Raw genomic sequence first — 26,494 nt, forward strand, 5'->3', positions numbered from 1 at the left:
CAGTGCTGAGTAAAAAAGCAAGAATCGCAAGGGCTAAAATGACTTAGCCCACTTAAGTGGGCTAAGGGGTATCTTCATCAAAAAAGATATTTGTAAGTTTTCAATACAGCAGTCAGCCATCAGCTATATCTGCTGTTCTCATGAGTGAGTGTGGCTGCGTTGCGTAAGTTGTCGAACTAGATTCCTATAGATTTGTCAAAACACCGAAAACACCATGTCCGGTCAGTACTTCTAAAGCGATGAGAGAGATAAAGCCAATCATTGCTAAACGACCATTGAGCAATTCTGCATAAGAGGTGAAACCAGTGCGCTCGCCTTGTTCGTCTACATAAACTTTTGGCTCGATTGCAAAGTTGTTCAGTTTGCCTTGGTCATCAATAATAGCAGCATTTGTACGCATTGATTTATCCTTTTTTTCTTCTATGTTAAGAAGTGTAACATTAAAATTAATATTTGTAAATTTTTCTTGTAATGCGGCTGATGTCTGCGTACACCCAATAGATGCAGCCTCTAAGGTTGTCGGAAATGGCGGATTAGTCTATTAGACATCGACCTAATTTAAATATGTGTGACCCAAAACCCTTGTAGAGACGCTCCATGTAACGTTTCTACAATATTTACCACCAGATGTCTTTCAAAAATCGGTGGTGACGCTTGGGGTGAGATAGACGAGTTCAGCTGGATCACGCGCTGTAATACTTCTCATCCATCATATCTATATAGAAGTTGCAAAAACAGCATACACTTTTTGTTAATTAACCTCACAAAAGGAGTTGGCTGTGACTAATTTTTTGTTTGTCACCGATTTAGATCATACCTTCGTAGGCGATGATCAGGCATTATTGGAGTTGAGCGATCGCTTGCAAAGACACCGTGAAGAACATGGGACAAAGATAGTTTACTCTACAGGGCGATCTCCAACTCTATATCAAGAACTCCAACAGGAAAAAAATCTCTTTTCACCAGATGCTCTCGTTCTGTCTGTGGGTACAGAAATCTATTTAGATGGTAGCAACAATCCTGATCCACAATGGTCAAGTATCTTGTCTCAAGGGTGGGATAGCCAAAAAATCTTATCTATCACTGAGCAATTCCCAGAATTAGTGCTACAACCAGATACAGAACAACGACCTTTCAAGGTCAGCTTTTTCCTGAAGGCAGAATTGTCAGGCATATTACCACAACTTGAGTCTGAGTTGCAGAAAACTAAATTAAATGTAAAGTTAATTTATAGTAGCGGAATAGACCTTGACATTTTACCCCTGACCAGCGATAAAGGTCAAGCAATGCAATTTCTCCGTCAGAAGTGGAAATTTGCAGCCGAGCAGACTGTTGTTTGTGGCGATTCGGGTAATGATATTGCCTTATTCGCTGTAGGTAGGGAACGGGGAATCATTGTCGGAAATGCTCGTCCAGAGTTACTCCAATGGCATAATCAGAATCCTGCGGACTACCGTTACCTCGCACAAAACCGTTGTGCTGCTGGGATTATGGAAGGACTCACATATTTTGGTTTCCTAGAATGATTAGCTATCTCAAAGGTATTGTTGCTGGTGTGCAAACGGTTGGCTCTAATCGCGTCATGTTGACGTTAGAAGTAAATGGCATGGGTTATGATTTATATATTCCCCAACGTCTGGCTAACCAATTGACATCAACTGGGGATATAGTCCAAATTTTTACCCATTACCAGATTCGGGAAGAAGTACCCTTACTCTACGGTTTTTCTTCCCCTTCAGAACGGGATTTATTTCGTCATTTGCTCAGTGTTACTGGTATTGGTGCAGCTTTAGCGATCGCACTGTTGGATACTTTAGAATTACCAGAGTTAGTCCAAGCTATTATTGCGGCTAACACTCAAATGTTAATTCAAGCTCCCGGTGTGGGCAAAAAAACCGCTGAACGCATTTGTTTAGAACTGAAAAGCAAACTGATTGAGTGGCGCAAATCAGCAGGCTTCTTCGTGGCTACAGGTGGGCCTGCACCAGGAATTTTAGAAGAAGTGCAAATGACTCTTTTTGCTTTGGGATATACTGCCCATGAAGTCAGTCATGCTCTGCACGTAGTCAGCGAAAATATCGGTTTACCCAAAGATGCCTATGTGGAAGATTGGATTAAACAAGCGATCGCACATCTGAGCAATACTGAAGCTGGAGTGTAGGAGAGTATTGAGTCCTGAGTTAAGATTTACGCACACCTCCCGGAAAAACTAACCACAGAGGCACAGAGTTCACGGAGGAAAGAGGCTTTGAGAGATATTTTACGTAAGTCCTGTGAGTATTAAGTTCTAAGTAATGAATCATAATCCTTATGCTTGGATAGAGGAATCTCTGGCAACTATACATCAGGCTAACTGGTATCGTTCAGTACAGGCAATTCACGGTCGTCCTGGTGCAACTATGCTTTTATCTGGGCAAGAAGTGATTAATTTTGCCAGTAATGACTACTTAGGACTGGCAGGTGATGAACGCTTACAAACAGCCGCTATTGCTGCGATTCAAGAATTTGGAACTGGTAGCACAGGTTCTCGATTACTCAGTGGACATAGAGAATTACACAGAGATTTAGAACAAGGGATAGCATCTACTAAACAAACAGAAGAAGCAGTAGTATTTAGCTCTGGTTATTTAGCTAATATAGGTACAATTACAGCTTTAGTCGGTAAACGAGATTTAATCTTATCTGATCAATATAATCATTCCAGTTTAAAAAGCGGGGCAATTCTCAGCGGGGCTACTATTGTTGAATATCCGCACAATAGTACTGCAGTACTGCTGGAAAAATTACAGCAACAACGCCACAACTATCGACGCTGCTTACTAATTACAGATAGCGTCTTCAGCATGGACGGTGATTTATGTCCCTTACCTGAATTACTAGATTTAGCTGAAGAATTTAATTGTATGCTGTTATTAGATGAGGCGCACGCTACTGGAGTCATGGGAAAAACAGGCGCTGGCTGTGTAGAACATTTCGGCTGTACAGGTAGAGAATTAATTCAAATTGGGACTTTAAGTAAAGCTTTGGGTAGTTTAGGGGGATATGTAGCCGCAAGTAACGCCCTCATTGACTTTTTGCGAAATCGCGCCCCTAGTTGGATTTACACGACTGCGCTTTCACCAGCAGACACAGCAGCTGCTTTAGCAGCAATTAAAATAGTACAACAAGAACCCCAACGTCGTCAGCAATTGTGGCAGAATGTTGATTATTTGAAACAATTAATCAAAGAGCATTTACCTAATTTACAATTATTGCCTACAGAATCAGCGATATTATGTTTTCAATTATCTGATGCAGCGACAGCGTTAAATGCGGGAAAGCAGTTAAGAGAAGCGGGTATTTTTGCACCTGCAATTCGTCCTCCGACAGTCCCCACAAGTCGGATTAGAATATCTGTAATGGCGACACATGAAAAAGAGCATATTGAGAAATTGGTGGAAGTTTTGAAATCAATGCAATTATAGCCAGACAAGGAGAGGTGGAGATGGGGAGATGGGGAGACGCGGAGATGGGGAGACGCGGAGATGGGGAGACGCGGAGATGGAGGGAAGCGGGGAGTTTGTTTGAACAGCAATTAGCCGGACTTGATATACAGCAGATTGGAAGTTGCAGGAGGTACAAACTGAAAATCAAAATATGGCTTACGCCACGTTATACCAATTCTCTATGAAGATGCGCCAAATTAGATAGGAAACGAACCGCGAAGGCGCGTTCGCGTAGCGTCCCGAAGGGATAGGACGCGAAGAAAGAAATAAAAGATCAAAAAATTTGGCGCAGGCTCACAAAGAAATGGTATTACGCTATCAAATATCAAGACGTTCTACCGGAACGTCTCTACTGAATTCTGCTGTAATATCATGATCGGCTAATTACTTATCAAAAAAGCTCTCCGTGTCTCCGCGTTCTCGTGTCTCCGCGTCTCCACTTCCCCGCGTCTCCACTTCTCCGCGCGGTTCCTTAATGATAAGTCTTTAACCAAACACGATATTACTTAGGCTTTAGGCTTGAAAGTCGAAGCAACGTGCAGTTCTTTTAATTGTTTTGCATCTACACTTGAAGGTGCATCTGTTAACAAACAACGTGCTTGTTGTGTTTTTGGAAAAGCAATGACATCACGAATTGATTCTTCTCCTGATAACAACATTACCAAACGATCTACACCGTAAGCAATCCCGCCATGAGGAGGAGTTCCATATTCAAAAGCTTCTAATAAAAAGCCAAATTTACTTTGTGCTTCTTCTGGTGATAAACCAATAGCTTCAAACACCTGTTCTTGAATTTCGCGTTGATAAATCCGCAGACTTCCACCACCTATTTCAAAACCATTAAACACCAAATCATAAGCTTGAGCGCGGGCGGTTTTTAAGTCGTGCAAATCGTCAGGATGAGGTGCTGTGAAGGGGTGGTGTAATGCTTCCAGGCGTTTTTCATCAGCATTCCACTCAAACATGGGAAAATCTGTAATCCAGAGTAAATTAAGTTTATCTGCTGGAATTAAATTAAATTCCCTGGCTGCAAATTGGCGGAGTCTGTCTAAAGTTTTGTTTACAGTTGCGGTATCAGCTGCTGCAAATAATAACAAATGACCGGCTTTTGCACCTGTACGGGTTAAGATTTCCTGCTTTTGTTCGGGTGTGAGGTTATCTTTAATTGCACCGATAGTGTCAATTTCGCCATTTTCCCGAACGCGGATATATGCTAAACCTTTTGCACCGGCTTCTGCTGCTTCTTTGAAGATGTCGCCACCTGGTTTGATGCGAACATTAGAAATTGCGTCATTACCGTTAGGAATGGGGAGGATTTTGACAATACCGCCGTTAGCAATAGCTTCTCGAAAAACTTTAAACCCAGAATCTTTTAAAACATCAGAAACATCAACTAATTCCAAACCGTAGCGGGTGTCTGGTTTATCGCTTCCATACTTATTCATCGCGTCAGCGTAGGTGAGACGAGGGAAAGGATGGGGTAAATCGATGCCTTTAACGGTTTTGAAAATATGACAAACTAACTTTTCGTTGAGTTCAATAATTTCATTTTCAGACATGAAACTCATTTCCATGTCTAATTGTGTAAATTCTGGTTGTCTATCGGCGCGTAAATCTTCATCCCGGAAACATCGCGCAATTTGATAGTATCTATCCATACCGGATACCATCAATAATTGTTTAAATAGTTGCGGTGATTGGGGTAAAGCGAACCACTCATTGGGATTAACGCGACTGGGTAGGATGTAATCTCTTGCACCTTCGGGGGTGGAACGGGTGAGAATGGGGGTTTCGACTTCGATAAAACCTTCTAAATCTTCCAAGTAGCGTCGCATAGCTTTGATGACTTGGTGACGCAATTGCATATTTTGCGCCATGCGATCGCGTCGCAAGTCCAAATAACGATATTTTAACCGCAATTCTTCCCGGACTGGATCGTTGTTACCACTAGCAACTTGGAAAGGTAGTTGCTTGCGAATGGTGTTGAGTAATTCAATTTTATCGGCGTAGATTTCGACTTCGCCGGTGGGGATGCGGGGATTTAGGGATTCTGGGGGACGTTGGGTAACTCTGCCAGTGATAGCGACAACATATTCATTGCGTAAGGTGTTAGCCTCAGAGTAAGAATCGGGAGTACGTTGTGGATCACTGACAATTTGGACTAGCCCAGAGCGATCGCGCAAATCTAAAAATGTCACTCCTCCATGATCGCGGTAACGGTCTACCCAACCGTATAAAGTAACAGTTTCTCCAATATCTTCTTTTCGGAGTTCTCCGCAATAGTGAGTTCGCATAGTAATTAGTTCTTTTTTTCCGGGCTAGATTGGCTAGTAAATGTCAAAGCTTTCCCATTATCCAGCATCAATACTAATTCTAGTAGTTTTAGTCCCAGAAAAATCAGCCAATCTGCCAAACCGAATCTTTGGCAGTCTTTCTCTCGGAAATTATATGTTTTTATATTTACAAATTCATACTTAGGACTTGCTGAGAAAGTCTTGTAGGTAGGTGACTCTTAATAGGTGACAGTTTCAAGAGTTTAAGGTCTGATTTTTTAAAGCTTGAATTGCATTGTCATATTCCTTTTGTACATCTTGGCGGTCTAGTTCTTCTGGTAAACCCTCTTGGCTACCGCGCAAAATCATCTCTGCATGACGCTGTAAAACTGCTTGGTATTTGGGATTGTTGGTGTAAGTTGCAATATTTTTGATCGCTTCCAATAAACGAATGGTTACTGATGTATCAGAGCGTGCATATTGGCGAATTCCATTTAAGGCACTATCAACCAATCCTTCAAATGTTACCCCAAAAGCGATCGCACGTAATTTATGATCTTCATCGTAGCGGTAGGGTGAAGGAAAATCTTTTTGGGCTAAACGGGACAGTCCTGCTCCTAGTCTATCAACACAGCGAATTGCGGTAAATGGGTCATTAATCCCTGGAGAAAGCGCACGTAGGGCAATTTCTACTAACTGATCGATAGGAAACTCGATATCTTGCTGTTCGCTACGTTCTTTACCCAAAATAAAGCAATCGTTGATTTGTTTGGCTAATGTTTTATTAACAAATTCACCAGGAAAAACCATAACTAAATCACTTTCCTTAACAATAAACTTTCCCGGACGAGACTCGACGCGCAATAAAAGATTGTTTTTTCGGGCAATTTTCATCAATTCTTCGTCGTTAATTGCTTGTATGTAACCATTTTTATTAACTATTACAGGACTTGCAACCAAGTCAAAATCGTCAGGTATTTCTGCAATTTCTTGTCCGAATCGGATGCTACGTCCGATTTTTTTGGGAAACAAGCGATCAATGGCTCTATCTAAGTCATTACTAACGTTCTCAATGATGTGCGAAGCCTGAATTATTGTAGAAGCATGATGAATAAAATAAATCAAGACTCCGATGCTAATAATTGCGAGTAAAATACCGAACGTAACCGAAAACTGGGGTACAAACTGACTATATCCATCTCCACTACCATGAATAGTGCGAAGTATGAGCAAGCAGTAGATAAACGTACTGATAAACGTGCCAAGGACAATTTGATTGCCAGTGTCCTGCATGAAATTACGGAGTAAACGTGGTCCAAAATTGGAAGCAGCTAACTGAAGTGCCACGATTGTAATTGAAAAGGCAGTAGCCGCAACACTAATCATTGAACCTGCAACTGCTCCTAAAAGCGATCGCGCTCCATCTGCTCCACCAGTGTAGCTCCACCAATAACTAAGAACCGCCTGATCTGTGCGATCGAGCCTTAACATTGTGAATGCCAACGCAGTGGTAATTATAGCCATAATTGATGGAATGAACCAGTAACTTGAGTGGAGCGTATCCCACAGTTTGCCCAATTTGATATTGTTCATGTTTCATTATTGCCCTTTGCAGAATCTACTTTACTATTGCCATCATCTTTTTGAGCAAGTAACCTGAGAGTATCGCTAATCCGGCGGGGTTTTGGTATTTCACCTTTACCAGATGGCCAACCTTCACGCTGACGGGAGCGATCGCCATCTGTCTCTTCTGTCTGATTGTGGAATAAAATTTGTTGTGTGGGAAAAGGCAAATCAATGCCATTTGCAACGAGTTTTTTCTTAATAGCAGTAATCACTTTATCCCGCGAAATCAGATTATCTGCCCGTCGTGGTGGATGAACCCACCAGCGCACCCGAATATTGACAGTGCTTCCGGCTAGTTCCATTGCTAGTACATCAGGAGCCGGATCTTTTAAAACCTCATCGACGCTATGCATTGCATCTAGCATTAACTGTTTGGCTAGGTCAATATCGTCGCCGTAGCCAATGCCAACATCATACTCTAATCTGCGGTTGTCAAAGGCAGTATTCACGGTGACAGAATTGGTAAATAATTCCGAGTTAGGAATCACAATCCGCCTACCGTCATAAGTTCTGATTGTTGTGGCGCGTGTCTCGATATTTTCAACAGTTCCCTCAAAGCCTTTAAACACAATTTGGTCATCAATTTGAAACGGTTCAGTTAGTAGAATTAAAATCCCAGCTAAGAAGTTTTGCAGAATATCGCGGAAAGCAAAACCAATTGCCACACCACTAATTCCCAAAAGTTGCACCAAATCACTAACTTTAAATGAGGGAATCACAATAGAAAGGGCAATAAACAACCCAATCAAAATTGTTACCCCCTTCGCTAACCTTCCCAGTACTAATCCCAAATTTCCGGCGTAGCGATGGTTGCGAGTTACCTGCTTAACCATTGCTTTAATTTTGCCAGCAATAAACAAAAATAGTATAAAGACAATTAACCCTAAGATAATGTTCGGTAGCAAAACTATAAACTCGTTAATCATGCTTTCAACTTTATCCCAAGCTGCGGAGATTTCTGCATTCATAAATAAACTTTCCTCATTTAATTAAATTAAATTAAATTAATATTTGCTAACGTCAACGCTGTGAATTTTGATGCAATAATTCTTGAATTCCCCCCCCCGCAACGTTGCGATTTCTGTCTGAAGTGCTTGAATCGATTTCGCTCCGGCTAACTCTGCTTCATGATCAGAGGGATAATTACTGGCTGACCAACTGCGAGAAAGTTGGTTGAGGAATGTAGTAAGTTTACAAATACCAAAATCATTAAAATTCACAGATGATGAATTTGTGGAAATAGTAGATGCTAATAAAGATTTGTGTTTAGAATTATCGACATAAGGGAAATTAATTTTTATTAGGACTTACGCATTGACAGGAAGGAACAAATAGGGGGTACGGATTTCAGGGATTTAACCCTGGTTTTTTGACAATTTTTTAGCTATCGCTATTGATCTGAATTTCATCCTCCAAAGCCTGAAACAACCTAATTTTGTTCAATCACATGATGGTCAATTTGTACAGTGCGTAAGTCCTATTTATGTCACTAATGGGAGGAGAAACCGGAGATAGAAACTTAGAATTAGGTGGACAAGTTTGGTTTTGAAATCCTAAAAATACTGAAGGATACAGCATTGCTGTATCCCTAGATCACGTCACGCACTTTAATCTTGATTACGAGGGGCGTTAAAGGCTTCCCAGGCGGCTTTGGCTGCATTTTGGCAGCGATCGCTAAAATCTGCGATATCTTTAGACATTAAGTACCAATTTCTCTCCAATTCTTCTTGAATTCTCGCCCAAGAATATTCTAATCTATCGCGTTCAATGAGTTTGTCTCTTTCAATTACTTCCCGTGCTTGACGCACAGCATTTAAATAGGTTTCACGGGTGAGAGTACCAGCAGATTCAGCTTCAGCTTGGGCGCGTTTTTTAATCGCTTCCAATAGTGCTGTAGTTTCCTGCTTAACTTCATCGGTGTGTCCGTTTTCCCTGGCGTTTTCCCTGGTTTGAAGACTAATTTCTACGATTTCTATAGATTCGATGTTATTAGTAGTCATGGTTGCCACATCCTGTTGGTAAGGTTTACTTGCGGATGAACATTGCACCTATAATGATCATAATTTGGTCATCAGTTAATTGGGGATTTGCCAAGATACTTATGACCAAAGACAGATTATCAACGACTAATAAGTTGGCCTTCTAATTGAAGTAACGCTGCTACACGCGCTTCAGTCGCTGGGTGACTAGAGAAAAGATTCCCCAAAAACTGCCCAGAAATGGGATGAATAATTAATAATGGTTCAAAAGCTGGATTAGCATTCAAAGGCATTTGTTTGGCTGTGGCTTCTAACCGTTGCAAAGCCTTAGCTAAAGCGCGGGGATTACCTGTTAATTTTGCAGCACCAGCGTCAGCAGAAAATTCTCTGGTGCGGGAAATTGCCAACTGAATAATTGTCGCCGCTATGGGTGCAAGCATGACTGTTGCCAGCACTCCCAAAGGATTTCCGCCTCTTTCATTATCCCGCGAACCGCCACCAAACCAAAGGCTATAACTCAACATTTGTGCAAGGAAAGAAATCGCACCAGCGACAGTTGCAGCAACGGCTTGAGTTAAGGTATCACGATTAATAATGTGGGTGAGTTCGTGAGCAATAACACCTTCTAATTCTTCCTCTGGGAGGATGTTTAAAATCCCTTCAGTGACAGCTACAGCAGCGTGTTCTGGATCTCTTCCTGTGGCGAAAGCATTGGCAGTTTGTCCAGGAACAATGTAAACTCCTGGCATGGGGATATTAGCCTGTGCAGACAGTCTTTCTACCATGCGATAAAGTCCCGGTGCTTGGGCTTCGCTAACAGGTTGGGCATGATAAACTGCTAAGGCAATTTTATCAGATTGATACCAAGAAAACAGGTTAGTAACTGCGGCTAACCCAATGCCTATGATTAAGCCTCCCGTACCACCAATTACCCAATAACTAATTGCAATTAATAAGCCACTCAGAGTAGCCAGTAACATAGCGGTTTTTAGTTGATTTCCCATATTGATAACTCTCCTACTTATGCTGTGTTAATTTGTTTAACTTTGTTTGGAAAACAGCATCTTTTTAGCCACTTCTTGATTGTATCGAGTTCAACTTTCCGGTACAGTGATGAAAACCTGTTATTGGAGTACGGTTTTCCCGCTGGTAATTGGGAAATATGAACGAATTAGGCATATAAATTTGGATAACTAAAGACAAAATGATGTAGTGTAGATTAAAGATATCAACGGCGATGGAACTCGCCAAAACCGCCTTTTGAAAGGCTGATAGTTCCTACTTTTCCGACTTGCTGCGGGAGAGTAGGCTATGGCTAAAACCTAACTCCCCTGTAGAAAGTATCTATCTACAAATCGCACTTTCAGGAGTTAGGAATGTTACTGAGTATAATTTGGATTTTATTGATGGGCTTCTTTGTGGGACAAATTGCCCGTCGGTTAGGCGCTCCACCTTTAATTGGGATGATATTGGTGGGGATTTTGCTTGGTTCTCAAGTAGGGAATGTTATCAGCGCAGATGTGTTAAATGCTGCCGATGAATTAAGAACTTTGGCGGTGATGATTATTCTGATGAAGGCGGGATTGGGGTTAGATAGAGAAAAACTGGCTCAACAGGGAAGTGTGGCGCTGCGTTTGGGATTTTTGCCGGCGACTACAGAAGCGATCGCTATTTCCCTCGCTTCTATGGTAATTTTTCAGTTAGACTTTCCCACTGGCTTGCTGTTAGGCTGTGTAATTGGCGCTGAATCTCCCGCTGTGATTGTTCCGGGAATGCTGAGACTGAAAAGTTTAGGTTGGGGTGTCACCAAAGGTATTCCCGACGCAATTTTAACTGGTAGCGCCTTATCTGATGTGCTGCTATTGCTAGTCTTCAGCCTCTTGCTGAGTTTTTTGGGTAAAGGAGGAGTTGAGAAAATTACTCTTTTCGGCGGATTGACTTTAACAGCTTTGCAACTCCTGCCGTTACAAATTATCATGCAGATAGGCTTGGGGCTGTTGTTCGGTTATTTAGCCGCGCGGTTGCTGGTTTCGCTCTTAACCAAACAAAACTGGACACAGAACGCAGTTCAAGATACTATTATCGCTGCTGGGTTAGCTTTATTTCTGGTAATTGTCGCTCATGGGTTACCGTTTTTTTCTGGTTATTTAGCGACAATGGCTTTAGGATTCTTCTTAATTGAGTTAGATGCACCCTTAGCTAGAAGATTGCGAGGCGGGTTTGATAGCTTATGGGTAGTAGCAGAGATTTTCCTGTTTGTCTTGTTGGGTGCAAGCATTCAACTGCAAGTATTGTCTAAGATTTTGTTACCGGGTATTTTAATTCTGGCGATTGGTTTATTTATCGGGCGCACCGTGGGCTGGTATCTCTCGACTTTGGGTAGTAATTGGAATTGGCGCGAAAGACTGTTTTTGCTACCGGGAAACTCCGCGAAAGCCACAGTACAAGCGGCTATTGGGGCGATTCCCCTAGCTCAAGGTATAGCGGGAGGAGAGATCATTTTAGCGATCGCTGCCCTTTCGATTATAACTACTGCACCTTTAGGCGCTTGGGCAACTATGGCTTTTGCACCCAAATTATTAACCAGGGGAGAAGTAGATCCCACAAAGGTGACAGTTGCTACCCATACTCTGTTACTCGCAGCGGTGGATACCTCAGATTTAGCGACGGAAGTCTTGACAAAGGTAGCAGATTTAGCCCGTCGGAGTAATGGAGATGCGATCGTTTTACACGTAGTTAACACCGCAAACGAGCCAGCTATTAAACAATTACAGCAACAAGCCAAAAAGCTGCTATCAGATATTAAATATGAGTTTTTAACCGTTACCGGCGCGGTTCCTGAAGAAATTATTCGCATCGCCCAAGAGTATCATGTTACTGCAATTGTCATGGGAAAACGCGGACATCAACCTTGGGAGCAAGTGCTGATTGGTTCAGTATCCCAAGCAGTATTAGAAGCAAGTCCCATACCTGTAATCTTGCTAGAAAACCGTGAAGTTAAAGATTTTTAAATCATTCACGAATCATCCCTACAACTTAGCCAATTCAAATGCAAAACTTACAGAAAACACTGGTTTCTTGTATATGAAATACCTGCGTCAATTTGAGATATTTACTGCCTTACCTCACTTAATCAAATGGTTGCCAATTTCCTTTGTGGTTGGTATTCTTGCTGGCACAGCTTCTGCTGCTCTTTTAGCATCACTAGAATGGGCAACAGATTGGCGAGAATCTCACAAATGGATTATCACCTTGCTACCAATTGGTGGATTTTTAAGTGGTTTAATTTATCATAAATTTGGTCGGAGTATCGAAGCAGGAAATAACCTTTTACTCGAAGAAATCCATAACCCAAAAGATATTATTCCCTTCCGTATGGCTCCTCTAGTTTTACTAGGAACAGACCTGACACATTTATTTGGTGGTTCAGCCGGACGCGAAGGTACAGCATTACAAATGGGTGCTTCTTTAGCAGATCAATTAACTAAAATATTCCACTTTCAAGGAGCGAGTCGGCGAATTTTGTTAACTGCTGGTATCAGCGGCGGATTTGCTTCAGTTTTTGGTACTCCCCTAGCTGGAACTGTGTTTGGTTTGGAAGTTTTAGCAATTGGTAAAATTCATTATGATGCACTTTTTCCTTCCTTAATTGCCGCAATTGTTGGCAATCAAGTAACTTTGTTATGGGGTTTACATCATACAGGATATCAACAGGCTCCAATCATTCCCACAATGACAATTTGGGGGCTAATAGCTGCCATTATAGCAGGTATAATTTTTGGAATTGTAGCAAGACTTTTTGCTCAAGTAACACATAAAATCAATCATTTATTTAAAACTAAGATATCATATCCTCCTCTTCGTCCTTTAATTGGCGGTGCGATAATTGCCGTAATTGTTGGTTTGAGTGGTACAACCAAATATATTGGACTTGGTATTCCCACCATTGTTGATGCTTTTCAAACTCACCTATCTCCTTGGGATTTTGCAGCCAAATTGAGTCTCACTGCTTTAACTTTAGGTGCAGGTTTTAAAGGAGGAGAAGTGACACCGTTGTTTTTTATTGGTGCAACTTTAGGTAATGCTTTATCGTTATTTTTGGCGTTACCGACACCACTATTAGCAGGAATGGGATTTGTCGGTGTGTTTGCCGGTGCAGCGAATACACCTATAGCTTCCACATTAATGGGAATTGAACTCTTTGGATTGGAATCGGGTGTATATATTGGTATTGGTTGTGTGGTGAGTTATTTATTTTCGGGACATTCAGGAATTTACACTGCACAGCGTATTGGTTTGAATAAGTATTCTTCTGTGCATTTGCAAGAAGGGCTGACTGTGGCTACTTATAAACAGGTGAAAGCTGAACAATCTGATGATATTAAAGATGAGTAAATTTATTTGATAATGCTTAATTGATTATAACAAATCTTTTAAATTTTTCCTGATTTCTGTTTCTAAATCATTATCTTGATGACAAAAACACTGAACTTTGATTTTATCTTGTTCTCTTAAAATTGTCTGACAAGTTAATGTTCCTGATTTGTTAGAAGTATGTAAAATTGAATACAGTTGGCTATAATTCTCACCTTCAGACTTTCTTTTTTCAGAAAATATTTTATAAAATAAAATTCCTTTAAAATCTACATATATTTCTTCTTCATTATAACCTTGCTTTGGATTTAAGTGATTATTGAGAACAAGTAACATACATACTCTCGACATTGCAGAACTAAACTTTTCTTCAATTTTCTCTAATTCTTTGTTGTCTATGCTAGATTTTAATTCAATTAAAATAATATTTAACCTATAACTACTTTCATACTTTTGTAAAACTAAAATAGCGCATTCCGTAGTTCTGCTGCTAGTTGAGATACCCGGTATATCTTTTTCTAAGTTAATTTTCCAAATTTTTTTTACTTGACACTTCTCGTCAACATAGTTTAATTTCTGAATAGATACCTTTTTCAATTTTGCATTAGCATTTTTTTCAGTAATTTCAATAATTTCATCTTCAGTCACAGGAATTTCAACAATAAATTCTTCTTTAGATAAAGCTTTGTGTAATTCATCCCTGAGTAAAGGAATATTTGTATTGTTGGGATTATTTAAAAAATACTTACTCCTATTACTTTTACTCATCTTCAACCTCATCTTCTTGACTGTAGATATAATCAGTCAGAATGCGAAGCGATTTATCTAAATTATTTTCAACTTCTCTAAAGTTTCTAAAATAGATTCCATAATCACTGCTTTCATAGTCAATAATTTTATCACCTGTGAAGAAATAAACACCTACCTTTTCTTTTGCTATAGATACAGATGAATCAACATATTTTAATTGATTATCTTCAATAATTTGTTCTACATTAATACCATCTTGATTTTTCAGAATATCCAAATATATATTGTTATTAATAGCATTGGCTAAAATTGAACTATGGGTTGTGATTAATACTTTATTTCCTGTTTGACTTTGAATAAACTGGATTAATATATTTAAGAGTTTAATCTGATTTTCAGGATGTAAATTAACTTCTGGTTCATCTATCATTAAAAAATTATCTTTTTCTGATGCCCAATATTTTAAATATAAATAAATAAGTGTTAATTGATTAACAGATGAAGAAGCTAAATACATCGGTAAAGGTTGATCAATTGAATTAATTTTAAAATATAATTCTATTATACTAATTCCTTTCAGACTAATAGGTAATATTTCACCTCCAATAATTTCTTGTAACTGTTGAACAAGATTGATATAATGTTCTTCAACACTTTCTTCAATATTTAGAGAAAAAAGTTTTTCAAAAACCTGATTCATCGGTTCTGTATATTTTCTTTTAAAAACATCTAATTCTTCAACATCCGATAATTCAATTTTACCTTTTTTTCGACGATTTTCCAGTAAATCTACAAGTTTTTTGATATCTTGTTCACGTTGCTTTCTATCAACCTCATAAATATAACGATAGAATGTAGGAAAGAAAATTCGACTAGCAGGTAAGAAAAAAGTCTCATGCTGATGTTTCAACATTGTTCTAATTATTGTCGAAATTAGCAGAAATTTCTTTTCATCCAGTAAATCTCGGTCTAAATATTTTTTAGGAATTATTTCTTTAATAGTTTCTGGTAGTTGTTTTTCTTCAAATCTATATATTAAATGATCTTGTTCTTTCTTAACTTCTATATACTCTAATGTATCCTCTTCATCATGTGCTATTTTGACAACTACTTGAACTGGTTGCTCCTTTAATTCAGATATTTCATAATCAAAATTAATCTCAACATTATTTAATATTTTTGACTTATTACCTGTATTAAATATCTCTTTTTTCGTTTCTTTTTGCAAAAACAAGCTATATCTATCCAAAATTTGTCCCAGTACTTCAGAATTCACTTCTACATAGTTGACATTTTCAAGAAATTGATTATCAATAATATCTAAATTATTACGTGCAAATTTATGAATTATCTCTTGATTAAAAATTGCCCATAATAATTGAGCTACATAACTTTTACCACTGTTATTTCTACCAACAAATACAAAAAAATCTTTAGATAAATCAATGGCTTGAGTATTGTTTTTAATAGGTCCCAAATTTTTGATGATTAATTTCATAATAATAAATTTACCTCTCAATTAATATATTCATAACTCAAGTCTACCAAAAATTTAAAAAACCGTATATGCTTGATATGGGTAAGAGTTTAGCAATGCTAAACCCCTACGAGAAATTAATCTAGATCAGGATCAGAATTATACTAAACCTTAAACTTCTCAGTAATGCGTTTCATGGCTTCTTCCACATTTTCCCGACTGTTAAACGCAGAAATGCGGAAATAACCTTCACCCGCAGCACCAAAACCTGATCCTGGTGTTCCTACAACGTTGACGGTTTGCAATAACTTATCGAAAAATTCCCAACTGGTTAAACCATGAGGTGTTTTCACCCAAACGTAAGGTGCATTCACACCACCATAAACCTTTAAACCTGCATTGGTGAGTTGTTCACGGATAATTTTGGCGTTTTCTAAATAGAAGCTTACTAAAGCTTTGATTTGCGCTTGTCCTGCTTCAGAATAAACCGCTTCTGCACCTCTTTGGACGATGTAAGAAACACCGTTAAATTTGGTAGATTGACGACGATTCCACAGTTTCCACAATTCCACATTAGAACCATCTGCGGCTTTAGCGGTGAGTGTTTTGGGAACGACACTTAAAGCGCAACGTGTGCCGGTGAAACCCGCATTTTTGGAGAAAGAACGAAATTCAATGGCACAATCTCTCGCGCCTTCAATTTCATAGATAGAATGGGGAAGGGTAGGATCGGTAATGTAAGCTTCGTAAGCCGCATCAAAGAAGATAATTGAACCGTTGGCTTTTGCGTAATCTATCCAGGCTTTTAGGTGTTCTTTCGTCGCCGTTGCACCTGTGGGGTTATTGGGAAAGCAGAGATAAATTAAGTCAACTTTTTGGGTAGGAATTTCTGCGGTGAAGTTGTTATCTGCGGTGACAGGGAGATAAACTAAACCGTCAAATTCGCCTTTATCGTTGGCGTTCCCGGTGTTTCCCGCCATCACGTTAGTATCGACATACACGGGATAAACTGGGTCGGTTACGGCTATGGTGTTATCATGACCAAAAATATCGAGAATATTGCCGTTATCGCATTTAGAACCATCGGAAATGAAGATTTCATCAGCTTCTATCGCTGCGCCTCGTGCTTGGAAATCATGGGTGGCGATTTTTTCTCTTAACCAAGCATAACCTTGTTCGGGACCATATCCTTTAAAAGTTGTGCGATCGCCCATTTCTTCCACAGCTTTAATCATAGCTGTGCGGCAAGCCTCTGGTAAAGGTTCGGTGACATCACCAATACCCAACCGGACGATTTTAGCATCAGGATTGGCTTGTGCAAAGCTATTAACTCGGCGACCAATTTCAGGAAATAGATAACCGGCTTTTAGCTTCAGGTAGTTGTCGTTAATGGTTGCCATATTAGATATTGAAAAAAATGCACTTTTATCAGCTTATATCATGTTCACTTAATTACTTATCAAAAAAACTTAAACCATCAGTCTTAATTGTAAGTTTTTAGGACTTACGCAAGACTAACGGAAAAAACGAACCGCGAAGACGCGAAGAGCGCGAAGGTAAGAGGTTTAACAGGTTTTTTGGGTTAGTTGCGTATATTTTTGCAAAATTGGGATGCTCCCAAAAAAAAGAGGGTTTGAGAGATATTTTGCGTAAGTCCTGGTTTTTAACCGCACACGATATTAAACCTTGCCAACAACTACCTCTTCGGAATATGTTTAATTTTGAATTGGTATTAATTAGACATCCCCAGCAAAGGGAAAAGCAAAATCTGAAAATAGGCTATAACTATTATTATCGCCGCTAGTTTCTTGATCCAGAACTTCGATAACTTTGTTATATATATCTTCTGCTTGTTGGGGAGAATCGCCAATACTAGTTAATCCCAACTTGCCAAATTGGGAAAGGCAACCCATAAGATGAAATACTGTACCTATTTCGGTTCCGCTATCAAAATGTAATCTGTGATGGGCGATAATATCCATTAAATCGTTAGGTAGTAATCCTCGATAGCTATCTTTTTGTAAATTGTCTGTGGCAATATAATATTTAGCTCGTCCTTGCTGGCTATAAAATAAGCCACTGGATAAATCATAGTTGCCATTAGTTAATAATTTCAAAGTCATAAAAGGGTGAGTAGTTCCACCTTTGCGGAGGTTAATTTCAATTGCTTGAATATCCCACTTACCATTACCTTGATCAACTGTGACAAAATCAAGACCAAATCTTTCTAATGTGCCTTTTTGTGCCAGTTGTTTGCCGACTTTTAAGCCTAATTCTTGCAATTTTATTCGATAGCTGGCATCTGCGGGAAAGCGACAACCTAAATAAATTTGTCCGTCTGGTCCGCCGAGAATTTGGTCATGGGTGGAGAGGATTTCTACTTCTCCAGCGGGTGTAATGCGTCCTTGTACACTGGGAGAACGCTTAATTTCTCCTTCTACAAATGCTTCAACTATTGCACCTAATTCTGGGATACGTTGAGAGAAATTTGCCCAGGTTTCTTTTAGGGCTTGGAAGCGCATAGTTGAAAAGCGATGGCTAATTGCTGTTACTCTTTCACCATGAGAACCTTGACCGGGTGCAACATCTATCAATGGACGGAGATCCAATAGTGCATTTCCCTCCCCAGAAATGCCCTCATTTAGCTTAACTACCATCCGTTTTAATGTTGGTTGACGTTCCCATAAATTAGCCGCTGCTACAGCTAAATCTGAGGAATTTCTAATTAGTTCGCTACCATCTGGATGAAGTACATTACTTTGGGCAAAAATTTGCCGACTACCACTTTTTGTCCCCCAAATCTGTAAATCTGGTGCAGCCGCATAAAGGGGTACACCTAATTGCAATGATAATTCTGCTTCCCAAAAGGTGGAATTATAACAAGTCATAAAAGCTTTATCTAACCGTAAAGCTTTGCGAATTCGTTCTATTAAACGAGGACGTTCTAAAATCTTTTGACTGAGAGGTTTAAGGGAAGAATCATATGTAGAAAGTAGTAATAAACGATTCCGAGCATGGGAAAATGGGATGCCTGGCAGCATTTGTAGATAGTAATCAATAATACTTGGATGTAAGGGAGTAGAGGTAATATAAATTAAACGGGTGCAGGGATTTCGTAAGCGGATTAAAGAAAACAGTAATCTTTCTTCATAATGTTCACAACCTTCTACCTTTTGTAGTTCCCGTTGGTCGATGCTCAAAGAAGGGATAATTAAAATATCTGCTTCGCTGTTGTCAAATAGCTCGCTTGTTTTCCAGCGATCGCGTAAAGTTAATTGTAAATTGCGAAACTTATCAATCTGTTCTAACTCAGAAATATTTATTTTTACCATAACCCATACCCTGACTCGATCCTAATGCGGACTCACTATCTCAGGTATATCCTAAGGAGGAGTTAAGATGCTGATTTTGAGTGTATCTTTTTGTAAATTAATCAAATCAGTCTAAATTAAGCTCTATTTTGAATGATGAATTATTGATCCCCATATCCCGATCTATTTAATTAGAGGGATGAATTTATTTTAACTAGCTGATATTCTATCAGTCAATGTAAATATCCGCGTATTCAAGAATAACTACGTTTATGGTATCTTCAACACCATTACATGGTACAGAACTTGTAGATTGTGCTAGAGCTAATGCCAATTTGGGAATAGAAACGGCAGCTTATCAATGTGGCTATGGTGATAATCTCCAAAAATTTTCTCAAGAACTAAGTCAAGCCTGTGAAAAAATGAATTTAAGAGTGAAAGAACTCAATGAACTGATTACCGACCAGGATATGATTTTAAAATTGGGTACTGGGGAAATCATTGCTCCTGATACGGCATCAGAATTATAAAAGAGAGTCAATAAAATTAAAAAATCAAGAAAATTTGGTGAGAAATTCCAAGATTTTTTTAGTTTTTGGTGTTAGTAATGTTCGTCGATAAGTATCCGCTGCTTTTTTAATTGCTTCAGCTTGAGTTGGATAAGGATGAATCACACTACTGAGTTTGCTAAGACCGATTTTATTGACCATGGCGGTGGTTATTTCCGAAATCATTTCCCCCGCATGAGTAGCGACAATAGTTGCACCGAGAATTTGATCTGAACCCGTTTTGTGGTGGATTTTCAGAAATCCTAATTGTTCACTATCTGCGATCGCACGATCTACACTACTAAAAGGAATCTTAATCGTCGTGATATCAATACCCATTTTTTCTGCCTCATCTGCATACATCCCCACATGAGCAATTTCTGGGTCAGTATATGTTACCCAAGGCATCACCAGCTGACTGAGTTGAGTGCGTCCCACACCAAAGGGTGAAAATAACATATTTTTAATCACAATTCGCGCTGCTGCATCTGCTGCATGGGTAAATTTCCAATCCATGCAGATATCGCCAGCCGCATAAATTTTAGAATTTGTTGTTTGCAAATAATCATTTACCTTCACACCTTGGTGTTTGTCATACTCAACATCCACCATTTCTAAATTCAAACCTTCGACATTTGGCGCACGTCCAGCACCTACTAAAATTTCATTCACAGTCACAGAATCTCGATGACCATTCACAGAAAAATAAAGCCGTTTTCCTTCCGTAACTGTCACCACTTCTTCTAACTTACAATTCAGTACTAAGCGAATACCTTCAGCAATCAAAACCTGTTGTAAAATTGCTGCTGCTTCTCCATCTTCTTTATTTAAGATATGAGAACCACTATGAAATAATGTCACTTCACAACCCAAACGGCGGAATGTTTGTGCCAATTCGCAACCAATTGGTCCTCCACCAATTACTGCTAATTTATCTGGTTTTTGAATTAGGGAAAAAACTGTTTCATTAGTTAGATAACCTGCTGTTTCTAAGCCGTTAATTGCCGGTTTAACGGCTCTTGCACCAGTTGCAATCACAGCTTTTTTAAACTTCAGAGTTTTGTCACCAACCTGGACAGTATTGTTACTCGCAAACTTACCTTCACCCAAAAAGACATCAACACCTAAATTTTTAAACCTTGTTGCTGAATCATGATCACTAATACTAGACCTAATGCGCCGCATTCTTGCCATAACTGTAGCAAAATCAACCTCAATATGTTGGGAAATATTAATACCTAAATCCTTAGCTTTCCACATTTCCCCAACTGTACGAGCTGACCGAATCAAAGATTTAGATGGTATACAACCTACGTTCAAGCAATCTCCACCCATGAGATTCTTTTCAATTAATGCTACTTTTAAACCCAAATCCAGCCCCGCAGCACCCGCAGCCACAACTAATCCTGCTGTACCTGCACCAATTACTACCAAATCATAATCATCAGCAGGTTGCGGATTCACCCAATTTGAGGGATGAACATTAGCAACCAAATTTTGATTGTATTCATCCATTGGTAAAACTGTAATTCTCTCAAATTCTGTAGTAGACATTATGTATTACCTCTAAAGGGTGAAGTATAAACTATGTTTTTGATTTTAGTCTGTAGTTAATCTGTTATCATTACTATGAATATACCCTGAAAAATATTTTGTCAGTTTTGTATTTAACAATTCCTAGCTAAACGAATAATATCAATTATAAATGAGATTTTTTTTTACAAAACTTCTTCATCTAAAGCTTTTTTTGCCACACTGGTAATATAAACAGTGACAACTAATGTAGCGATAAAACCCACAATTTTAATAACCCATGTCAGAGTCTGATTTGTAGGTTGAGCTTCTGTACCAATTAATGCTATATTTCCGGCTAAGGAACCAAGGTAAACATACATAATTGTTCCCGGAATCATCCCTACAGAACCGAGAAAATAGTCTTTAAAAGCAACTCCTGTAATTCCTAAGGCATAATTTAATAAGTTGAAAGGAAAAATGGGAGAAAGTCGTGTCAGCAAGACAATTTTTAAGCCTTTTTTACTCACTGCTTTATCAATAGCAACAAATTTATTGTTATCTGCAATTTTTTTAGCTACCCAATTTCTAGCTAGATAACGTCCAACCAAAAATGCGGCTGTAGCACCGAGTGTCGCACCAATAAATACATAAACAGAACCCCAAGCTACACCAAAAACAACACCAGATCCTAATGTAAGAATTGAGCCTGGTAAAAAAGCAATAGTAGCAATAATGTAAATACCAATGAAAGCTATTGCTCCGATTGTACCCAGTCCATCAATCCAGTATAGTGCATTTTTGATGATTTCTTGTGGATGCAAATCAGATAAATTAAGAGATGCTTGTAATAAAATTTGAATATTCATATTTGCCAACATTTAGATTTTTTGTAGAAAGAGTTTAATTATTTAAACTTTAATTTAAGGTTTTTGAAGAGTTTTCATGATTCTTAGTTGCTATAGATTGTACACTTTTATCTAAAGCTTTTTGAGCAATTTTTGTAATGTAGATAGTCACAGTAATTGTGGCTAATAATCCTACAGATTGCATTACCCATTGCCAAATATGAGTTTCTGGATTTGTTGATTGATGGGCTGTGCTAATCATGGCAATATTAGCGGTAATAGAACCCATATAAACGTACATTACAGTTCCAGGAACTATGCCAATAGAACCTAATATATAATCTTTGAGAGAAACTTGTGTAATGCCAAAGGCATAATTTAATAAATTGAAAGGAAAAATGGGAGAAAGACGTGTCAGCAAGACAATTTTCCATCCCTCTTCAGCAACGGCTTGGTCAATAATTTTAAATTTAGGATGTTTTTCAAGCTGTTGGTAAATCCAATCTCTTGATAGGTATCTTCCCACAAGAAAAGCTAAGGTTGCCCCGATAATTGCCGCAATTAATACATATATAGAACCCCAAAATACACCAAATATAAAACCACCTTTTAGTGTTAGCAGGGAACCAGGTATTAATAGCAGTGTTGCTAAATTATAAATGATGATAAAAACGATTGGTCCAAAAAATCCCAGATTTTGAATCCAGACAACCGAAGTATGGAGATTTTCTTGAAGCTGGAAGTTTTTAGCAGCAATTATTAAAGTCACTACCAGAAAACCTAATAATAATAATTGGAGATTTAATCGGAATTTACTCTTTGGTTTCATGAGATAAATTTACTTTTTACTAAGTAAAATAACGTCAGCAATTAAAGGTTTGTAGTGAGATATGCTTATCGATACCAACTGCGAATTCGATCTGGTGAAACACCGAGTAAATATGCAAGAATGATGATTTGATTAAGTATGGTAATCGTGAGAATTCCCTGTTTTAGCCATTTCCGTGGAGATGTAATGACAGGCACGGAGACGATAGCAATTTTACCCAAGCGTTTTAGCTGTCGGATCAGTTCAAAGTCTTCCATAATCCGTAATTCAGGAAAACTGCCAATTTGCTTAAATGTGGCTTTAGTTAAAAAAATAGCTTGGTCGCCGTAGGGCATTTGCCAAAGGTGCGATCGCCATCTCACTCCCCATTCTACCAGTCTTAGTCCCCAGTTTGGTGCATTTATCCGCAATGCAAAAGCACCAGCTACAGTCCCAGATTGTTGTAATGTGGTGCGAATCATTTCATCAAACCCGAATGGTAAACAGGTATCAGCATGGAGAAAAAGCAGAATTTCACCACTAGCTATGGCCGCACCGGCATTCATTTGCATAGCACGTCCGGGCTGAGAAGAGATGACTTTTATACCTAATGATTGAGCTATTTGTAGTGTATTATCTTTTGAACCACCATCAACTACAATCACTTCTATGTTAGTGCTGGATTCAGTACTAGCTAATGTTGCTTTGATATTACTCGCTTCATTAAGTGCGGGAATAATAATAGAAATTCTGTCCGTCGTGATATTTTGATTCATGATGTTTAAATTGTATAAAATAAATGGGATAATCATCAATATTCAGTAAAATCAGCAAGAAATTATGTAGTCATACCTAAAAGTATATATAGAAGTCATATTTGATTTTTGAAAAAAATTAGGTATTGTAGGGTGCGTCAGATATTACAAATCTGTTTATTAATAGAATTTATGGAGTCTGACGCACCCTACGTATCTTTTCATAAATCAAATATTATTCCTATATAACGAGGTGATAATGAAGATATTGACACTAACTGACGATAAATTGGTAATGAAACACAAACCAAATAAGACCTGGTTTTTTGCAGGGTTGTTAATTATCTTTTTAGTTTATCAACTCAGTTTTTATTTGTATCAAGTATTTTTTATACCAGGTTCACTAACTCAACAAAGAGGAGACGCACATTTAATTTACGGTATATTTCTAATTTTTTTAATTGCTGTGACCAGTTCTCAAGTCTTAACTCCTGAAGTTACTTGTAGTTTCGATAAAAACATGAGTCAGGTAGTTATAGAATCCAAAAGTTTAAGTAATATCACAGTTACAAAGTATGCATTTGCAGATATTGAGCGTGCTGATATCGAACAATATCAGGAACGCTTCGGTCAAGTTGGTCGTCCTGTCCTAATTTTGAAATCTCTAAAAACTATCCCAATTCACACCGACTATATCAAAGCCCAAGATATTCGACATGATATTTACACTATCAATAAATTTATCAGGCAATGTCTAGAAGGGAAAAACTTTCTAGGTTGAGACTGATTTTTATTGCAACCGTGATATTTTTCCTTCTCTAACCCTAAAGAAGCGCTAAAATCGATCCAGCCTTTGCATTTTCGTGGTTTTGTCCCAGATAAATCAGAGTGCGGTTCACTGCATAAATCCCAACTGTCAACGTCCTTACCCCCAACCTTGGGGAAACAAATTTTGTAACAGCTGTGGCGCACCGCTACATTTGTTAGACCGTTATCACCCACTCGAACCCCTCGGATCGGGAGGATTTGCTCAAATTTACACTGTTTGGGATGAAAAAACCCAGACAGATAAAGTGCTGAAAGTCTTAGTGGAAGATTCCCCCAAGGCGCTGGAATTGTTTATCCAAGAAGCGGAAGTTTTAAGTAATTTCCGTCATCCGGGTGTACCCAAAGTTGATGCTGACGGGTATTTTCAAATCAATTTGACTAGTCCTAAACCGCACCAGTTGGCTTGTCTGGTGATGGAAAAAATTAATGGGCAAAATTTAGAAGAAATCCTCAGAAATTATCCTCAAGGATGTCCAGAGGACTTGGTGCTAAATTGGTTCGCCCAAGGGATCAAGATTTTGCAGGAATTGCACAAACGCCAAATTATTCACCGGGACATCAAACCTTCTAATTTAATGCTGCGTCATCCTTCGCCAACTGCACCTCTTCAGGCGGAACAATTGGTGTTGATTGATTTTGGCGGGGCTAAACAATTTACTGGGGCGATATTGCGATCGCACATTCCTTCCACGCGCTTATTTTCTTCTGGTTATAGTCCACCAGAACAAGTGATTGGTGGTAATGTCGGACCTGCTGCGGATTTTTATGCTTTGGGAAGGACGATAATTGAATTACTGACAGGGAGATATCCCCAGGATTTAGAAGATCCCATGACTGGGGAGTTACGCTGGCGCAATCGATGCAATATTAACCCCCGTCTGGCCGACTTATTAGATGAAATGGTACAGAAGGAAGTGCGATCGCGTCCTGCCCATGCAGCTATTATTCAAAAAAGATTACTAAAAATTGTCCCCACTGGATCACAACCAGGATTCTTTAGCCGAGTGGGAAAATCTATCCACCAAACAGTTACCAAATTTACCCAAACCGTAAGTAATACTACAGTATTCACAATTAGGACGATATTTCAATTTTTATTAGCTTGTCTAGCAACAATTTGGGCAATGATTTTGGGTAGTATCGGCGCTATTTTAGGTACAATCGTCGGTTTTATTCTGGCTTATCAAACAAAATTAGGCACTGACGTGGTGGAATTGATATCACTTCAACTAGCCCAACTAATACAAAATTATCAACCTACTTCAGCCCCAGAAATTTTAGTATTTGCTGTTGCTGGTTTTGGAACCGCTTGGGGACTTACCCTCTCTGGGAGTTTTGGTCAAAAGCGACGATTTTTAGTAGCATCGCTGATGGGTTTAATTGGTTATAGTTTGGGCTGGATAATTTGGCAATTCATCAAACCACATAATAGCGCTGAAGGTTTGGTTGCATGGATTTTGGTATCCGTTTCCTTACTTACATTGGGTTTAGGTTTTCGTACCCATTACCTAGCTTACGCTTTTCTAGCTTCCTTTGGCAGTGCAAACATTCTCGCAGCCTTGATTCATTTAGGAGTTCCAGCACCTATCTTCCATTTTTCCAGTCAGCCTAGCTGGGTTGAATTATTCCTACCCATAGTTTTTTTTGGTTTAATGGGCATTTTGATCAGTTTGTGCTTAGGGTTGAGTTACTACCTAATTGTGCCTTGCTTACGTTGGTTAGGGTGGCGATAATAAGCTTAGGACTTACGCAAGTGTCACACTAAAAATCTGTTGTAGGGTGCTTTACTACTGCATAAATCCTGCAAATAAACAGATTGTTGATATCTGACGCACCTAATATGCTGGAAATAACTAATTCCAGTTGATGCAGATCATGTTTCATTTGTATAGTGCGTAAGTCCTAGAAATTAGCAAGTTA

The 26,494-nt window shown here is 38.9% G+C and carries 22 protein-coding genes and 1 riboswitch; of the genes, 8 read left to right on the forward strand and 14 right to left on the reverse strand.

Annotation, left to right across the window (positions count from 1 at the left end):
* Positions 1-184: 184 nt before the first annotated feature.
* A complete protein-coding gene (locus tag ANA7108_RS0118030; RefSeq protein ID WP_016952209.1) occupies positions 185-400 on the reverse strand; it encodes a chlorophyll a/b-binding protein in 216 nt (71 codons plus the stop codon).
* 379 nt (positions 401-779) lie between these two features.
* Between ANA7108_RS0118030 and ANA7108_RS0118035 the strand changes: the two genes are divergently transcribed.
* The 3 genes from ANA7108_RS0118035 to bioF all read left to right on the forward strand — a co-directional run bounded on the left by ANA7108_RS0118035 (position 780) and on the right by bioF (position 3,464).
* Positions 780-1,526 (forward strand): sucrose-phosphate phosphatase, encoded by a 747-nt coding sequence (locus tag ANA7108_RS0118035; RefSeq protein WP_016952210.1) that lies wholly within the window; start codon positions 780-782, stop codon positions 1,524-1,526.
* Entirely contained in the window at positions 1,523-2,161 is a 639-nt protein-coding gene (gene ruvA / locus ANA7108_RS0118040; RefSeq protein ID WP_016952211.1) for a Holliday junction branch migration protein RuvA, read from the forward strand. The genes ANA7108_RS0118035 and ruvA overlap by 4 nt, the downstream gene beginning before the upstream one ends.
* 133 nt (positions 2,162-2,294) lie before the next feature.
* Positions 2,295-3,464 carry an 8-amino-7-oxononanoate synthase gene (gene bioF / locus ANA7108_RS0118045; protein ID WP_016952212.1) on the forward strand — a complete coding sequence of 390 codons (1,170 nt, stop codon included), beginning with the start codon at positions 2,295-2,297 and terminating at the stop codon, positions 3,462-3,464.
* 527 nt (positions 3,465-3,991) lie between these two features.
* Here the strand turns inward: bioF and aspS are convergent.
* From aspS to ANA7108_RS0118080, 5 genes are all read right to left on the reverse strand, one after another.
* Complete coding sequence (gene aspS / locus ANA7108_RS0118055) at positions 3,992-5,779, reverse strand: aspartate--tRNA ligase (protein ID WP_016952214.1); 1,788 nt, start codon at positions 5,777-5,779, stop codon at positions 3,992-3,994.
* Between the two features lie 234 nt (positions 5,780-6,013).
* Complete coding sequence (locus ANA7108_RS0118060) at positions 6,014-7,351, reverse strand: DUF2254 domain-containing protein (protein ID WP_016952215.1); 1,338 nt, start codon at positions 7,349-7,351, stop codon at positions 6,014-6,016.
* Positions 7,348-8,352: a mechanosensitive ion channel family protein gene (locus ANA7108_RS0118065; protein WP_016952216.1), complete on the reverse strand. Its 1,005-nt coding sequence runs from the start codon at positions 8,350-8,352 to the stop codon at positions 7,348-7,350. Before ANA7108_RS0118065 ends, ANA7108_RS0118060 begins: the two co-directional genes overlap by 4 nt.
* A 639-nt stretch (positions 8,353-8,991) precedes the next feature.
* Positions 8,992-9,384, reverse strand: coding sequence for a hypothetical protein (locus ANA7108_RS0118075; protein WP_016952218.1), 393 nt, complete (start codon positions 9,382-9,384; stop codon positions 8,992-8,994).
* A gap of 119 nt (positions 9,385-9,503) precedes the next feature.
* Positions 9,504-10,367 (reverse strand): zinc metalloprotease HtpX, encoded by an 864-nt coding sequence (locus tag ANA7108_RS0118080; protein WP_016952219.1) that lies wholly within the window; start codon positions 10,365-10,367, stop codon positions 9,504-9,506.
* Positions 10,368-10,587: 220 nt separating this feature from the next.
* Positions 10,588-10,651: riboswitch (Fluoride riboswitch) on the forward strand.
* Positions 10,652-10,739: 88 nt separating this feature from the next.
* On the opposite strand from ANA7108_RS0118080, the gene ANA7108_RS0118085 reads away from it, so the two are divergent.
* Both ANA7108_RS0118085 and ANA7108_RS0118090 read left to right on the forward strand, forming a co-directional pair.
* The gene (locus tag ANA7108_RS0118085) at positions 10,740-12,374 is read left to right on the forward strand and encodes a sodium:proton antiporter (RefSeq protein WP_016952220.1); all 1,635 of its coding nucleotides are present in this window, start codon (positions 10,740-10,742) and stop codon (positions 12,372-12,374) included.
* Positions 12,375-12,447: 73 nt separating this feature from the next.
* The gene (locus ANA7108_RS0118090; RefSeq protein ID WP_026104283.1) at positions 12,448-13,758 is read left to right on the forward strand and encodes a voltage-gated chloride channel family protein; all 1,311 of its coding nucleotides are present in this window, start codon (positions 12,448-12,450) and stop codon (positions 13,756-13,758) included.
* Positions 13,759-13,782: 24 nt separating this feature from the next.
* On the opposite strand, the gene ANA7108_RS0118095 is transcribed toward ANA7108_RS0118090, so the two are convergent.
* The 4 genes from ANA7108_RS0118095 to ANA7108_RS0118110 all read right to left on the reverse strand — a co-directional run bounded on the left by ANA7108_RS0118095 (position 13,783) and on the right by ANA7108_RS0118110 (position 19,296).
* Entirely contained in the window at positions 13,783-14,505 is a 723-nt protein-coding gene (locus tag ANA7108_RS0118095) for a hypothetical protein (protein ID WP_016952222.1), read from the reverse strand.
* A complete protein-coding gene (locus ANA7108_RS0118100; protein WP_016952223.1) occupies positions 14,498-15,985 on the reverse strand; it encodes an AAA family ATPase in 1,488 nt (495 codons plus the stop codon). The genes ANA7108_RS0118095 and ANA7108_RS0118100 overlap by 8 nt, the downstream gene beginning before the upstream one ends.
* A gap of 143 nt (positions 15,986-16,128) precedes the next feature.
* Complete coding sequence (locus ANA7108_RS0118105; RefSeq protein ID WP_016952224.1) at positions 16,129-17,364, reverse strand: LL-diaminopimelate aminotransferase; 1,236 nt, start codon at positions 17,362-17,364, stop codon at positions 16,129-16,131.
* A gap of 336 nt (positions 17,365-17,700) precedes the next feature.
* The gene (locus ANA7108_RS0118110; RefSeq protein ID WP_016952225.1) at positions 17,701-19,296 is read right to left on the reverse strand and encodes a peptide ligase PGM1-related protein; all 1,596 of its coding nucleotides are present in this window, start codon (positions 19,294-19,296) and stop codon (positions 17,701-17,703) included.
* 251 nt (positions 19,297-19,547) lie between these two features.
* Here ANA7108_RS0118110 and ANA7108_RS0118115 point away from each other — a divergent pair, with 251 nt between their 5' ends.
* Positions 19,548-19,805: a hypothetical protein gene (locus tag ANA7108_RS0118115; RefSeq protein ID WP_016952226.1), complete on the forward strand. Its 258-nt coding sequence runs from the start codon at positions 19,548-19,550 to the stop codon at positions 19,803-19,805.
* A 24-nt stretch (positions 19,806-19,829) separates the two neighbouring features.
* Here ANA7108_RS0118115 and ANA7108_RS0118120 read toward each other — a convergent pair whose 3' ends face one another.
* The 4 genes from ANA7108_RS0118120 to ANA7108_RS0118135 all read right to left on the reverse strand — a co-directional run bounded on the left by ANA7108_RS0118120 (position 19,830) and on the right by ANA7108_RS0118135 (position 23,767).
* Complete coding sequence (locus ANA7108_RS0118120) at positions 19,830-21,377, reverse strand: mercuric reductase (RefSeq protein ID WP_016952227.1); 1,548 nt, start codon at positions 21,375-21,377, stop codon at positions 19,830-19,832.
* Positions 21,378-21,541: 164 nt separating this feature from the next.
* A complete protein-coding gene (locus tag ANA7108_RS0118125; protein ID WP_237741528.1) occupies positions 21,542-22,204 on the reverse strand; it encodes a TVP38/TMEM64 family protein in 663 nt (220 codons plus the stop codon).
* A gap of 49 nt (positions 22,205-22,253) precedes the next feature.
* The gene (locus tag ANA7108_RS0118130) at positions 22,254-23,012 is read right to left on the reverse strand and encodes a TVP38/TMEM64 family protein (protein ID WP_016952229.1); all 759 of its coding nucleotides are present in this window, start codon (positions 23,010-23,012) and stop codon (positions 22,254-22,256) included.
* 65 nt (positions 23,013-23,077) lie between these two features.
* Positions 23,078-23,767, reverse strand: a complete 690-nt coding sequence (locus tag ANA7108_RS0118135; RefSeq protein ID WP_026104284.1) for a TIGR04283 family arsenosugar biosynthesis glycosyltransferase — start codon at positions 23,765-23,767, stop codon at positions 23,078-23,080.
* 274 nt (positions 23,768-24,041) lie between these two features.
* Between ANA7108_RS0118135 and ANA7108_RS28275 the strand changes: the two genes are divergently transcribed.
* Together ANA7108_RS28275 and ANA7108_RS0118145 are read left to right on the forward strand one after the other, a co-directional pair.
* Positions 24,042-24,527: a hypothetical protein gene (locus tag ANA7108_RS28275; RefSeq protein WP_026104285.1), complete on the forward strand. Its 486-nt coding sequence runs from the start codon at positions 24,042-24,044 to the stop codon at positions 24,525-24,527.
* 82 nt (positions 24,528-24,609) lie between these two features.
* Positions 24,610-26,307: a serine/threonine-protein kinase gene (locus ANA7108_RS0118145; protein ID WP_016952232.1), complete on the forward strand. Its 1,698-nt coding sequence runs from the start codon at positions 24,610-24,612 to the stop codon at positions 26,305-26,307.
* The last annotated feature ends 187 nt before the right edge of the window (positions 26,308-26,494 follow it).

Origin of the sequence: Anabaena sp. PCC 7108 (genome assembly GCF_000332135.1) — a bacterium.
Classification (GTDB): domain Bacteria; phylum Cyanobacteriota; class Cyanobacteriia; order Cyanobacteriales; family Nostocaceae; genus Anabaena.